16 protein-coding genes are annotated in these 13,793 nt (G+C 40.2%); 12 read left to right on the forward strand and 4 right to left on the reverse strand.

All coding sequences use genetic code 11. The features are described from left to right. Window positions 1-109 precede the first annotated feature (109 nt). Genes sixA through I6E69_RS19755 form a run of 3 tightly spaced genes read left to right on the forward strand, consistent with a single transcriptional unit; the run spans window position 110 to window position 1,698 of the window. Window positions 110-580, forward strand: coding sequence for a phosphohistidine phosphatase SixA (gene sixA / locus I6E69_RS19745; RefSeq protein ID WP_024593905.1), 471 nt, complete (start codon window positions 110-112; stop codon window positions 578-580). A gap of 18 nt (window positions 581-598) precedes the next feature. Beyond that, entirely contained in the window at window positions 599-952 is a 354-nt protein-coding gene (locus I6E69_RS19750; RefSeq protein ID WP_197122074.1) for a RidA family protein, read from the forward strand. An 8-nt stretch (window positions 953-960) separates the two neighbouring features. Beyond that, window positions 961-1,698, forward strand: coding sequence for an SDR family oxidoreductase (locus tag I6E69_RS19755; protein WP_039489246.1), 738 nt, complete (start codon window positions 961-963; stop codon window positions 1,696-1,698). Window position 1,699: 1 nt separating this feature from the next. Here the strand turns inward: I6E69_RS19755 and I6E69_RS19760 are convergent, their stop codons facing one another. Together I6E69_RS19760 and smrB are read right to left on the reverse strand one after the other, a co-directional pair. Continuing rightward, a complete protein-coding gene (locus I6E69_RS19760; protein WP_138489420.1) occupies window positions 1,700-2,629 on the reverse strand; it encodes an AEC family transporter in 930 nt (309 codons plus the stop codon). Between the two features lie 27 nt (window positions 2,630-2,656). Beyond that, on the reverse strand, window positions 2,657-3,214 hold the full coding sequence (gene smrB, locus I6E69_RS19765; RefSeq protein ID WP_007377742.1) for an endonuclease SmrB: 558 nt from the start codon (window positions 3,212-3,214) through the stop codon (window positions 2,657-2,659). Window positions 3,215-3,366: 152 nt separating this feature from the next. Here smrB and prmB point away from each other — a divergent pair, with 152 nt between their 5' ends. The 9 genes from prmB (at window position 3,367) to I6E69_RS19810 (ending at window position 11,034) form a co-directional block, all read left to right on the forward strand. Next, entirely contained in the window at window positions 3,367-4,302 is a 936-nt protein-coding gene (prmB, locus tag I6E69_RS19770; protein ID WP_182673897.1) for a 50S ribosomal protein L3 N(5)-glutamine methyltransferase, read from the forward strand. 64 nt (window positions 4,303-4,366) lie between these two features. Beyond that, window positions 4,367-5,464: a chorismate synthase gene (aroC, locus tag I6E69_RS19775; RefSeq protein ID WP_002962170.1), complete on the forward strand. Its 1,098-nt coding sequence runs from the start codon at window positions 4,367-4,369 to the stop codon at window positions 5,462-5,464. Between the two features lie 119 nt (window positions 5,465-5,583). After that, window positions 5,584-5,961 (forward strand): DUF4112 domain-containing protein, encoded by a 378-nt coding sequence (locus I6E69_RS19780; RefSeq protein WP_024591638.1) that lies wholly within the window; start codon window positions 5,584-5,586, stop codon window positions 5,959-5,961. A 106-nt stretch (window positions 5,962-6,067) separates the two neighbouring features. Further along, window positions 6,068-6,715 (forward strand): glutathione S-transferase family protein, encoded by a 648-nt coding sequence (locus I6E69_RS19785; protein WP_039489255.1) that lies wholly within the window; start codon window positions 6,068-6,070, stop codon window positions 6,713-6,715. A gap of 61 nt (window positions 6,716-6,776) precedes the next feature. Continuing rightward, entirely contained in the window at window positions 6,777-7,238 is a 462-nt protein-coding gene (locus I6E69_RS19790; RefSeq protein ID WP_167334961.1) for a zinc-ribbon domain containing protein, read from the forward strand. 118 nt (window positions 7,239-7,356) lie between these two features. Then, complete coding sequence (locus I6E69_RS19795; protein ID WP_197122078.1) at window positions 7,357-7,911, forward strand: elongation factor P hydroxylase; 555 nt, start codon at window positions 7,357-7,359, stop codon at window positions 7,909-7,911. Continuing rightward, the gene (locus tag I6E69_RS19800; RefSeq protein ID WP_197122081.1) at window positions 7,901-9,064 is read left to right on the forward strand and encodes an ATP-NAD kinase family protein; all 1,164 of its coding nucleotides are present in this window, start codon (window positions 7,901-7,903) and stop codon (window positions 9,062-9,064) included. The genes I6E69_RS19795 and I6E69_RS19800 overlap by 11 nt, the downstream gene beginning before the upstream one ends. Further along, window positions 9,061-9,336, forward strand: a complete 276-nt coding sequence (locus tag I6E69_RS19805) for a YfcL family protein (RefSeq protein WP_002962183.1) — start codon at window positions 9,061-9,063, stop codon at window positions 9,334-9,336. Before I6E69_RS19800 ends, I6E69_RS19805 begins: the two co-directional genes overlap by 4 nt. Before the next feature lie 144 nt (window positions 9,337-9,480). Continuing rightward, window positions 9,481-11,034, forward strand: coding sequence for an AbgT family transporter (locus I6E69_RS19810; protein WP_039489264.1), 1,554 nt, complete (start codon window positions 9,481-9,483; stop codon window positions 11,032-11,034). Window positions 11,035-11,110: 76 nt separating this feature from the next. Here the strand turns inward: I6E69_RS19810 and I6E69_RS19815 are convergent, their stop codons facing one another. Together I6E69_RS19815 and I6E69_RS19820 are read right to left on the reverse strand one after the other, a co-directional pair. Beyond that, window positions 11,111-11,701 carry a hypothetical protein gene (locus tag I6E69_RS19815; RefSeq protein ID WP_193226092.1) on the reverse strand — a complete coding sequence of 197 codons (591 nt, stop codon included), beginning with the start codon at window positions 11,699-11,701 and terminating at the stop codon, window positions 11,111-11,113. Between the two features lie 236 nt (window positions 11,702-11,937). Then, window positions 11,938-13,782 carry a DEAD/DEAH box helicase gene (locus I6E69_RS19820; RefSeq protein WP_197122084.1) on the reverse strand — a complete coding sequence of 615 codons (1,845 nt, stop codon included), beginning with the start codon at window positions 13,780-13,782 and terminating at the stop codon, window positions 11,938-11,940. Window positions 13,783-13,793 lie beyond the last annotated feature (11 nt).

Below are 13,793 nucleotides of genomic sequence, written 5' to 3' on the forward strand. Positions count from 1 at the left end.
TCGCTTTAGCATTTACTATGATGTGGCTACCAATGTGGGCTGATTGATATATGTACTACAAAGATCAACAGCCCCTACTGTTTTATATTCTTTAATCGGTTGATTTTTTATGAAAACAATCCTAATAATGCGCCACGGCGAAGCAACACCCATGCAGGCTGATGATGCAGGTAGAAATTTAACCCAAGCAGGGCACGATGAAGCTGAAAAAATGGGCCTTTGGCTCAGTAAAGCACATTGTCCTGATGCACTGTTAGTTAGTCCTTACATTCGTGCACAGCAAACAGCTGCAGGTGTGGCTAAAAATAACGTATTTAAATTTAGCGAAACCACGTCCGATATTATCCCCGAAGGCAAACCTCAAATTGCTGCTGACTATCTTGAAACGCTTATTGCTACTCATCCCCAATGCAATACATGGCTTATAGTGGCACACATGCCTATTGTAAGTTATTTAGTGGATCAATTAAGCCCTGGTAATATGCCAATTTTTAATACAGGTGCTGTTGCTGTTATTAGTTATGATGAGCAAACCCAGCGTAGTAGTTATATAAGTATAAATGCCCCAGAAAACCTTTAAATAATTGAGAAAAGTAATATGACGATAGAACGCTTACAAACAGGTGCGCGCATGAGCCGCATAGTAAAACATAATGGCACTGTGTATTTATGTGGGCAGGTATGCGCCGACGCGCAAAAAGGTATTAAAGAGCAAACTCAAACTATGCTTGATAAAGTAGAGGCGCTGCTTGATGAAGCAGGGAGTTCAAAAGAACACATGCTTAGCGCGACTATTTATGTAAAGAGCATGGAATACTTTGCTGATATGAATGCAGTATGGGATGTATGGGTACCCGAGGGTTATGCACCAGCACGTGCCTGCGTGGAAGCTAAAATGGCACGTGATGCACTACTTGTTGAAATTTCAGTAGTCGCAGCTTTAAAAGAATAATAGCTTTAATGAATCGCTCCCCCGTTGTACTTATCACAGGCTCTAGCCGAGGTATTGGCGCAGCTACCGCACTATATTTTGCAAAGCATGGTTATGATGTTTGCATTAATTATAAAGCTGATTTAGCTAGTGCAATATTGGTGGCAGAAAAAGTAAAGCAATTAGGAGTTGAGGCTGAAGTAATTCAAGGTGACGTGTCACTAGAGGCTGACGTTTTAGCTTTATTTATGCATATAGATAAAGTCTTTGGTCAACTTGATGTACTAATAAATAACGCCGGTATTTTAAAACCACAAATGCCTTTGTTAGGAATGAGTGCTGAGCGCATAAACGAAGTTTTGACTACAAATATTACCAGTGCTTTTTTATGTAGCCGTGAGGCAATAAAGCGAATGGGAAATAGTGGTAGTATTGTTAATGTTTCATCGGGGGCCGCTAAAACGGGCTCTCCTAATGAGTACATTGATTATGCAGCATCTAAAGGTGCAATGGACACATTTACTATTGGCTTGGCAAAAGAGGTGGCAAGTAAAGGTATTCGAGTTAACTCGGTCAGACCTGGGCTTATTTACACTGATATGCATAGCGATGGCGGTGAAGAAAATCGAGTCGATCGTCTTAAAAGTAAACTACCCCTTGGCAGAGGCGGTACACCCGAAGAGGTTGCTGCAGCAATTTACTTTTTAGCTTCAGAGCACGCTTCTTTTACAACGGGTAGCTTTGTTGATGTAGCCGGCGGTTTGTAAGCTAAAGTAATAAAGCTAGCCAAAACGTAAAGCTAATAACACTTAAGATAGTAGAAAGTACGACAGCCCCAGCAAGCGTGGCTTCATGCTGCTTTATTTGAGTCGCAATAAGATAAGCATTTACGCCAACAGGGGACGCACTTAAAAGTACCAATACATTAAGTATTTGCGTGTCTAGCTTAAATACATAAGTGCCTACCAATAAAACTAACGCAGGCAATAAAAATATTTTTAAAACTGATGCTATTAACGCCGGTTGCCAATTTGCAGCTATTTTATAAAAAGCTAAATTTGCACCAAGTACAAATAGCGCACAGGCAATTGCTGGTTTAGCTAATAGCTCCAAACTATTTGCTAAGTCGGTAAACAGTGTAACTCCTAATATGTTTAATATAAGCCCGCATCCAATACTCAGTACTATTGGGTTTAACACCATACTTTTTCCAAAGTGCGACCACGAAAATTTATCGCTGCTACCTTTAGCGCCTATTAAAAATGTAAGTGCAAATAACAATGTGCTATGAAAAGTAATGATCATAAATGCAATGGCTATCATTTCTTTGCCAAGCGAGGCAATAACAATAGGAATACCCACTAACACCATATTTGAATAGCTAGAAGCAAGTCCAAATACACCGTGTTGTTGGTAGTTTTTTAAATGTTTTTTACTTAAATAAAAGCGATCAATTAATATACCCACCCCAAATACACTCAAAACAGGTATGTAAAAGCTCAAAAATGCAAAAAGGCTAATACTTTGCTGTAAGTTAATTTGCGACATATTTAATAATAAAAAAGCAGGCAAACTAATATAAAAAGTAAACTTACTCAGGCCTGCGATATGCTGCTTGTCGAAAAATTTTAATCGGCAACAGCTATAACCAAGCGCAACAATAAAAATGAGCGGAAAAATAATTGAAAAAATATGCACGTAGTTACATCCTGGTAATAGCTAAAGTTAGCGTCTAAATTCATCACTTTGCGGTAAATTAATTAGTATGAGTACAGCGCCTCTTCCACCATATTCGAGAGGGGCTTGGTGCATAGCTATTACGTCAGGGTGTTGTACTAAGTACTGAGGCACTTTGTGCTTTAGTACGCCGCCACCAATACCATGCACTACACATGCACAATAATAATGCTGCTTTTTACATTCGTGAATGAGCCCAGCGAGTTCGTCTTTAGCAAGTTCTTTATTTAAGCCGTGTAAATCTAGCGTCAAATCGGGTGCAAAGTCACCACGGCGAAGCTGTTTAGCTAGGAAAGTATCTTGGCCAGGTTTTACATATTTAACCGTACCGTGGGTGTCTATATCGGGAATATAAACGTCTGAGAAGAAAAATTCAGATTGAGCCTGCTTTTTTTGCTGGGCAAATTGCTTAGCTTGTGACACCTTAGGCTTTGTATCAAAACGATGAGTATCTTGTTTAAATACTTTGGCGCCTGTGATCGTTTGACGAAATAAGCTTATGTCGTCATTGCTTAGGGACGAATGTGATGGAGTGTCTTTTTTCATAACTATTACCTAAACAAAAAAACGTAAAAACGCAGCGCAAAAGGCGGTACAATACTTAAATGAGGGGCAATTGTAATTTGCCCAGCGCAGATAGGCAATGCAATCGTCTTAAAGACTCAAAACAGTCAGTAAGCTAATACAGGTAAAAATATATGAGCGATTTACAAATAGAAGAAGCAACACTCGAAGAAGCCGTTGCAGAACTGTCAACTTTACATGACTGGTTACGTTGGACTACAAGCCAATTTGCAAGTAGTAGTATATTTTTTGGACACGGTACAGATAACGCATGGGATGAAGCTGTAAGCTTATTACTGCCTGCGCTTAGCTTGCCTGTTGATGCGCCAAAAGAATTAATGCACGCGCGTTTAACAAGCACAGAAAAAAACCGACTTGCGGGTCTTATTGCAGAACGTATTAACGACTGCACACCAGTACCTTACTTAACAAACATTGCATGGTTTGCGGGTATGCCGTTTTATGTTGATGAACGTGTACTTATACCTCGCTCACCATTTGCCGAGCTTATTAGTAACCGCTTTACGCCGTGGCTTGAAGATCCACAATCGGTAAACCGTATATTAGATTTATGTACGGGTTCGGGTTGTATCGCAATTGCACTTGCGCAAGCTTTTGAGCAGGCACAAGTTGATGCGGTAGATATATCGTATGAAGCGCTTGAAGTGACAGACATTAACATTAACGATTACATGTTGAGTGATCGCGTGTTACCGATTCAGTCAGATGTATTTAGCGGTGTACCAGGTCAAAAATACGACCTAATAGTAGCAAACCCACCATATGTTGATGCAGAAGATATGGCTGACTTACCACGCGAATTTCATCATGAGCCAGAGCTTGGGCTTGCATCAGGCCACGATGGTTTAGATGTAACCCGTACTATATTGAGCGAAGCGAGTGAACATCTAACTGATAACGGTTTGTTATTTGTAGAAGTTGGTAACTCTATGGTACATATGGATGCACTGTATCCGGGTGCGCCGTTTGAATGGATTGAATTTGAACAAGGCGGCTTAGGTGTATTTGTAATTAGCAAAAAGCAGCTAGATGAGTATTTTGCAAAATAAGTAAAAAATGAATAGCCAAGCCCTGTGCTTGGCTATTGGTAGTCATTAGGAATGAGGAAAGTTAATGGCAGGTAATAGCATTGGGCAGTTATTTAAAGTGTCCACCTTTGGTGAGAGCCACGGCGTTGCATTAGGCGGCGTTGTTGATGGTACTCCCGCAGGTCTTGAAATCACAGAGGCCGACTTACAAATTGATTTAGATCGCCGAAAACCAGGCCAAAGCCGTTACACAACGCAGCGCCGTGAAAGCGATCAAATAAAAATATTAGCAGGCGTTTTTGAAGGTAAAACCACAGGTACCAGCATTGGTTTATTGATTGAAAATACCGATCAACGCTCGCAAGATTACGGCAAAATTAAAGATGTATTTCGCCCAGGTCATGGCGATTACACGTATTGGCATAAGTACGGCTTGCGCGATTATCGCGGTGGCGGTCGTTCATCTGCACGCGAAACCGCGATACGCGTAGCGGCAGGTGCTATTGCTAAAAAATACTTAAAGCAATTTCATGGTATTGAAGTTAAAGCATGTTTAAGTCAGCTTGGTCCTATCAAGGCGGAAACGTTTGACTGGGATGAAGTGGAAAATAACTTATTCTTCTTCCCTGATGCAAGTAAGCTTGAAGCGCTTGACGAATATATGCGTGACCTTAAAAAGCAAGGTGACTCAGTTGGCGCTAAAGTAAAAGTAGTGGCAAGCAATGTACCTGTTGGTCTTGGTGAGCCAGTATTTGACCGCCTTGACGCTGAACTTGCACACTCATTAATGAGTATTAACGCAGTTAAAGGCGTTGAAATTGGTGATGGCTTTGACGTAGTTGAGCAAAAAGGCTCTGAGCATCGTGACGAGCTAACCCCTGAAGGTTTTACATCAAATCATGCAGGTGGCGTACTTGCGGGTATTTCGACAGGGCAAGATATTATTGCTTCTATTGCGCTAAAACCAACGTCGAGCATTACCATCCCAGGTAACAGTATTAATACAAGCAACGAAGCGGTAGAGATGATCACTAAAGGTCGTCACGATCCGTGTGTGGGCATTCGTGCAATCCCGATTGCTGAGGCAATGATGGCCATTACCTTAATGGACCACTTACTGCGTCAACGCGGACAAAATCCGCATGTAAATCATCAGCACGGGCCAATTAACGGCTCAGTGTAAGTATTTATAATTATAAAAAACGCGGATTACCGCGTTTTTTTATGTCTGTAATTTAGTTTAAAGCCTTTCAGGAGTTGTTCAAGTAAGCCCTATATACTGCAAGAAGGAGGGTAGTAATCATGAACGATAATATTAATGAACACTCACAAATAAAAGCCCAAGCTGCAATAGCCCGCTTAGAACGTTTCAGTAAGTTAACGGATAGCAGCATTGGTATTCCTTTTACTAAATTTAATATAGGTTTGGAGGCGGTGATTGGTTTAATCCCTGTAATAGGTGATGCCGCAGGGCTAATTTTATCAAGCTATGTGCTGATAGAAGCGCAGCGTTTAGGTGTGAGTAAACGTATAAAGACTAAGATGATCATTAATATGCTCATAGATTTTGTGGGCGGCTTAGTGCCATTTTTTGGCGATATATTTGATGCGTTTTTTAAAGCTAACACGCGTAATACTCAACTATTGAAAAAACATTTAAACAAGCAGTTAAGTGAGTAATTAATAGCTTTAAGTAACCGTTAGCAAAGAGACTTTAAACAAAATGTTGTTGGTTGTTTAATCACCTAGTAAGGTAGGAGCGTCTATTCACTTTGGTATTTACAATATGCAATTATTCATCGGTAATAAAAACTACTCTAGCTGGTCATTACGCGCATGGTATTTAATGAGTAAATTTGATGTTGAGTTTAGTGAAACCCAGCTGGTACTCGACACCCCTGATTTTTACAATGAACTAAAAAAGACCTTTGCTGTGCAAAAAGTCCCAGCGTTAATTGATGGCGATTTACAGGTATGGGATTCACTAGCAATTTGTGAATATATTAACGATGCTTACTTATCGGGCGCTGCATGGCCAAAATATATTACCCAAAGAGCTAAAGCGCGTGCGCTAAGCGCTGAAATGCATTCAGGCTTTATGGCGCTGCGCAGCGAAATGCCAATGAATATAAGAGCTACCCGTAAAGTAGACCTATCGAGCGAAGCATTAAAAGACATAGCCCGTATAGACGAGATATTTGCACAGCAACAAGATGTGTTTCCAAATGAGTGGTTTTTTGGTGACTTTAGTATTGCTGATGCCATGTACGTACCTATTGTATTGCGTTTAAAAACATATCAAATTACGTTATCGCCAGAGGCGCAACAATATTGTGACTTTGTTATGCGTTGCCCCGTATTGCAAGCATGGATCACTCAGGCATTAACCGAAACCGATATTGTAGAGTGTGATGAAGCAGGAACGCCTGTATAATTATTGTTTTTCATATGGCATGTTCTATGCCTTAAAATCATAAGTTTAAACTAGGCAGCTCATGTATCTAAATCACCCAAGGTATGGCAATAAACCGATAACTACCAATACCTCAGTGACAATAGAGGCGATAGAGAATGCGCACTGGCGTTACTCGAGGCTTAAATACTTCCCTGATACGGTAATATTGGCAGATATAAAAAAGCAAAACTATGCCATTGACCCTCGGGCACTTTATGTTGATATTGAAGAGAAGTGCGAAAGTTGCTCTAAGGCATTTATTTTTTTTGCTCAAGAGCAGCAATATTGGTTTGAGGTACTTGATTTTTGGGTCGATTCACACTGTACACGTTGTTTTGAATGCCGTAAGCATGCCAGATATATACTAACTCTACGTAAACGGTACGATATGTTAACTAGCTTAGCCAATAAAACCTCAAGTGAAAAAACACAGCGTAAAGAACTTGCCAATACGCTTTACTGTTTAGGTATTATTAAAAATATCAATAAAGTGAAAGATTAATCCGCTTATATTTTACTATCCCGCCTTATTTTTACTTTAGTTGTAAAAGCCCGTACAATTCGTCTCGTTTTTAGTGCGCTAATATGGCGCTGTAACCGAGACGAATTAATCAATTTTTATGCATCAAATAGCTGATCTAATTTCAATTTTTGAGCGCACTTTTTATCAAAGTCACAATACACGACTGATAAAAGGCGATTGTGAGCCTGTGTATTTACCAGCAACAGAGCAGGTGCCATATCACCAAGTTGTATTTGCGCATGGTTTTTATGCCAGTGCATTACATGAAATAGCACACTGGCTGGTGGCCGGTGATGCACGTCGGTTATTAGAAGATTACGGCTATTGGTACTGCCCAGACGGGCGCGACAAACAAAAACAAGCTGAGTTTGAAAAGGTAGAAATAAAGCCCCAAGCTATAGAGTGGTTATTAAGCACCGCAGCAGGGTTTAATTTTAATGTGTCGGTGGATAATTTAAACGGCGAGCAAACGTGTCGGTTTGATTTTCAGCAGCGAGTATATGCACGGGTATTATCGCTAATCGAAAATGGCTTTAACTCTCGTACAGAGTCACTTTTAAAAGCACTGTGTGATTTTTACAATACACCGTGGCCATTAACAGCGCAGCAATTTAATTGGCAACATCCAAAGGAGCTTTGTAATGGCGTTTAAATTAGGCTTAATTGTAAACCCTGTAGCAGGTTTAGGCGGCACAGTTGCCTTAAAAGGCAGTGATGGCGCGCACACAGCCGCTAAAGCAATTGAATTAGGTGCAGAGCCAAAAGCAAATAGCCGAACAAAAGCAGCGCTTGAGGTGCTATTACCTTATAAAGAACGCTTAACTATTTACACTGTTAACGGTGACATGGGTGAGCAAACAGCAAAAGCTTTGGGCTTTAATGTAGAGGTTGTATATAACACTTCAACAATAACAACCCCAGATGACACAGAACAAGCCGCAAAAATACTTAAAAACTCTGGTGTTGATTTAGTCTTATTTGCCGGAGGCGACGGTACAGCACGTAACATTTGCCATGCAATAGAGGATACCATTCCCGTACTTGGTATTCCCGCAGGTTGTAAAATTCATTCTGGTGTTTACGCTATCACGCCAAAGGCTGCAGGGCGCGTAGTCGAAATGCTGGTTAAGGGTGAGTTAGTTACCTTAGCCGATGCAGATGTAATGGATATAGATGAAGATGCTTTCAGGCAAGGCACAGTAAAAGCCAAACGCTACGGCGAAATGCAAACACCTAGCGAAGTACGCTATATGCAAGCGGTTAAAAATGGCGGTAAAGAAACCGACGAGCTCGTACTTGCCGACATTGCTGCGCATGTTGTATCGCAAATGGATGAAGACACATTTTATATAATGGGTAGCGGCTCAACGGTTGAAGCCATCATGGAAGAGATGGGACTTGAAAATACGTTACTTGGTGTTGATTTAATAAAAGATCAAACCTTAGTTGCTCAAGATTTAACGGCTAAGCAATTACTTGAGCTTACACATGATCAAAGTACTAAGTTAGTCATTACGCTCATTGGCGGGCAAGGGCATATTTTTGGCCGTGGTAATCAGCAATTGAGCCCTGCGCTTATACGTGCAATTGGTAAAGAAAACATTATTGTAGTAGCAACAAAAACAAAACTACAAGCGCTTAATAGCCGCCCCCTTATTTGTGACACCGGCGATGGCGAATTAGATGATGAATTAACGGGTTATATTAAAGTAACCACAGGATTTAACGACCATATTATGTATGCAGTAGGGCACCAAAACCTTGAAAATACAGGTGCTTTGCAAAACCAGGAGATTAATAAATGAGTTTAGTGAACTATATCGATGCAGCCCAGCAGTACTTCGATGATTTAGTAATAAAAGCAACTGACGATGAGTTATTTGCAGGCGGCTATTTACGAGGTCATTTTGATCTTGCAGTTGGTTATGCCGAAGTAGAAAAGCTGACAATCAGTATAGATGAACTAAACGAAACTGTAGAGCAGAGCTTAGTTAAAGCGTATCGTAATGGTGAGCTTAACGAAGAAGATAAGACATTAGTTGCACGCTTGTGGGAAGAAGTTAAAGCCCTCGCTTAAAAGTAAGTGATACAAAAAACACGATTTGTTTATCACTATCGTGTTTTTTTGTGCCCAAAACTTTCAAAGCAGATTTCCATGTTAATTTACTGTTTTGTTTTTATGCGATATTGTTACTAAAAATAAATTTTAGGAACGATAAGAATGAATAATAATCAAGACGCTTTACCTTCAGGGGTTGTTGCGCGTTTTTTAAATTTTGTTGAGCGGGTTGGCAATAAGCTTCCAGATCCAGCCGTAATATTTCTGTTTGCAATGTTATTAATTTGGTTTTTGTCGTGGTGGTTTTCAGGCGTAAGCTTTGATGCAATAGATCCACGTACCGGTGAAGCGATTATTATTAATAATATGCTGGCAAGTGATTCGCTCGCTACTTTTTTATCCTCTATGGTAAAAACCTTTACTGGCTTTGCTCCCTTAGGTGTCGTTTTAGTAGCTATGTTAGGTGTCGGTGTTGCAGAGCATTCGGGATTTATTAATACCGGCCTTAAGTTAATGCTTAAAGTTACTCCTAAAAAGCTATTAACGCCTTCAATCATTTTAGTGGCCATTGTGAGCCATACCGCTACTGACGCAGGTTATGTATTAGTTATTCCACTTGCCGGTGTTATATTTTATGCAGCAGGACGCCATCCGCTTGCGGGTATTGCAGCTGCATTTGCAGGAGTCAGTGGTGGTTTTGGGGCTAACTTTATTCCATCGGGTATCGACCCATTGCTACAAAGCTTTACCCAAAGTGCGGCGCAAATAATTAATCCTGCAATAACAATTAACCCGTTAAATAACTGGGCATTTGCTTCAGCATCTAGCTTATTTATTGTGGCATTAGGCTGGTACATTACCGATAAAATTATTGAACCACGTTTACAAAAAACAGCAGTTGATGGTGCTAAAGAGGATTTACCTGTATTTGAAGATGCACGTAGTGATGAAAAACGTGCCTTTTATATAGCCAGTACCGTGATGATTGCAGGACTTGCGTTATTAGCATTTGTCTCTGCTCCAGACGATTCTGCAATGCGCAGTAGTGATGGATCCCTTACTAATTTTAGCTCTCCTTTAATGCAATCAATTGTACCACTAATATTTTTACTTTTTTGGATCCCAGGCACTGTATATGGTTTTACGGTAGGTACCTTTAAAACTTCAAAAGATATGATTGATGCAATGAGTAAAGCGATGAGCGGCATGGCATATTATATAGTCATGGCGTTTTTCTGTTCGCTATTTATTGCTGCATTTAGTAAATCAAATTTAGGTGCACTGCTCGCAATTGAAGGTGCGCAGTTATTAAAGGCGATGGAATTGCCAAGTGCAGTAACGGTTGTAGGCATTATCTTTTTAACTGGCTTTGTTAACTTGTTTGTAGGTTCAAGTTCAGCAAAATGGGCGTTACTTGGCCCCATTTTTGTACCGATGTTAATGCAACTTGGTATTTCGCCAGACTTAACTCAAGCCGCTTATCGTGTAGGTGACTCAAGCTCTAATATTATTACACCGTTAATGCCATACTTCCCATTGGTGGTGGTGTACTGTCAAAAGTATGTCAAAGGCACCGGTATAGGCACTTTAATTGCTATTATGCTGCCGTACTCAATCGCCTTTATGATTGGCTGGAGTATTTTCTTGCTAGGTTATTGGGCACTTGGTATTCCTTTAGGTTTAGATGCTAGCTACATTTATCCAGCATTGCCTTAGCCTAAACCTTTATGAACCTCACTCAATTGAGTGAGGTTTTTAAATAAAAGTCCTGTAATGTAAAAGTAAGTCTAAGTTACCTTTCTAAATCTCTCACTATATAGCCAAATAAGCTGGCCTCTCCAACAATATACACATAATCATTTTTGTTGTTCATTATTGTAGACTTATCGTCATACCACCTAAAATCATGAATCTTATTCGTTTTAGGGTCTTTGAAGTATAAACGAGTACAGCTATCTTCATACTCAGTGCCACACTCTTGTACATCGGTCAGGATGTATTCTTTATACCAATAGTCGCCTTGCGTGTAGTAAGCCCATAATTTAATAGGATCAGAGATAAAAATATAGAGTATTCCATAGATTAATAAAGGGGATAATGGGTACATAAAAATGGATGCTAATTTTATTTTAGTATCTGAGAAATTATATTTAAGTGATTCTCTATATTTACTGCAGCGTTTATATTTATTGAAAATAAGTATATTTAAATAGATAAATAGTGCACAACAGATAATAGGGAGGGTTATAAAGAAAACAACGCCGTATAGTTCATTTGAGATGAATGGTGGATCTGTAAAGTCCATTAAAATAGGTATAGTGATGCATAATAAAATGGGGAGTACTATTGCTACAAAGAGCAAGTTGTCGTAAATCTTTTTCAATTTTTAATTCGTCCGTGAACTATAGCCTTTGTCTAGTTTACAGAATTTTTGTTATTTTAAAAATCAGAGAAATGTATTTATAGGCATTAAGCAACCCGAACTCAGGCTAAAAAAACTATCTCAAGCCGCTATTGAATTGACGCGAAAGTTTACTTTGTTTTCATTGTAGCAGCAGCTTAAAAACAAAAAAACCTTGTCACTTTCGTGGCAAGGTTTTTTTATTAAAGAGTCGTTGCTTATTTAGCTGTGAAGCTTACAGGGCGACGTTCTTTACGAGGACCGCTGCGCTTATCACCGCGTGCGCCGTCATCTTTATTAAAGCTGCGTTTCTTATCACCAGCTTGACGCTCAGAGCGTTCGCCACGTGGTTCAGCAGGGCCTTGATCAGTTGTAATTGTTAAGCCCATAGGGCGTTTACAAATAAACACTTTTTGGAAGTGATCAAGTACATCTTTAGGCATGTTTTGCGGTAATTGAACCGTGCTGTGATTGTCGTGTAGACGAATATCACCAATAAACTTGCTTGAGATGTCAGCTTCGTTAGCGATAGCGCCAACAATATTTTTAACCTGAACACCATGTTCACGACCTACTTCGATACGGTACGTATCCATAGGACCTGCATCACGGCTGTTACGTTCGCGAGGTTTACGCTCAGCGCGCTCTCCACCACGTTCGCCGCCACGTTCGTTACGACGTCCACGGTCACCACGATCGTTGCGTGAATTGCGGTCGTTACGCTCGTTACGTTCACGAGGTTGAATCTTAACTTCTTCAACTTTAATTGGCGACTGTTGCTGTGCTAAACACAGTAACGCACCCGCTAAGCTTTCAAGAGGAAGGTCAAGTTTTTCAGCCATGTTAGTAGCTACTTCATTGAAGAACGTGATGTCTTTGTTTTCAAGCGCAATAGTTAATTTTGCTTGTAACGCTTCGATACGTTTTTCTTCAACAATTTTTGCTGTAGGTAATTCAACTTGAGCAATTTCAGACTTCGTATGACGAATGATATTTTTAAGTAAATAACGTTCGTTATGTTTTACGAATAAGATTGCTTTACCAGTACGACCAGCACGACCTGTACGGCCGATACGGTGAACGTAGGCTTCAGAATCTTGTGGGATATCGTAGTTGATAACTAAGCTTAAACGGTCAACATCTAGACCACGTGCCGCTACATCTGTTGCAATAACAATGTTTAGCATGCCACTTTTTAAGCGATCTACAGTGCGTTCACGTGCTTGCTGGTTCATGTCACCGTTAAGTGGAGCAGCAGAGAAACCTTCGCGCTCTAATAACTCAGCAAGTTGTACTGTATCGTTACGCGTACGTACGAAAACAATAGCACCTTCATATTGCTCAGCTTCTAAGAAGCGAACAATTGCTTTATTTTTATGTACGCTTGCATTCCAAAACACTTGCTCAACAGATGATACTGTCGAGTTACGCGCAGAAATATGAACCTGTTCAGGATTGTTCATATACTTGCTGCTGATGTTTTGAATTTGCTTAGGCATAGTCGCAGAGAAAAGACATGTTTGCTTTTCGCGCGGTGTTTTTTCCATGATGCTTTCTACATCATCGATAAAGCCCATACGTAACATTTCATCGGCTTCATCAAGTACAAGTGCTTGTAGAGCATCAAACTTGATAGTGCCACGGTTAATGTGATCGATTAAACGACCTGGAGTTGCAACAATAACCTGAGCGCCACGACGAAGTGCGCTTAATTGGATACTGTAGCTTTGGCCACCATAGAGTGCCAATACTTCAATACCACGAACATGTTTAGCATATTGTTCGAATGCCTCAGCAACTTGGATCGCAAGCTCACGTGTTGGTGTGAGTACAAGGATCTGTGGCTGTTTCACAGACGGGTCAATATTATTTAGTAATGGCAGTGCAAATGCTGCGGTTTTACCTGTACCCGTTTGAGCTAGTCCCAGTACGTCCTTTCTTTCTAGCAATAACGGTATACATTGAGCTTGGATTTCAGATGGTGTCTTGTAACCCAACTCTTCAACTGCCTTCAAAATTGCAGGAGAAAGATTTAGAGATTCAAACGTGACTGGTTCTGACATTAATACGCCTC

The organism is Pseudoalteromonas sp. NZS100, from assembly GCF_015864815.1.
Classification (GTDB): domain Bacteria; phylum Pseudomonadota; class Gammaproteobacteria; order Enterobacterales; family Alteromonadaceae; genus Pseudoalteromonas; species Pseudoalteromonas distincta.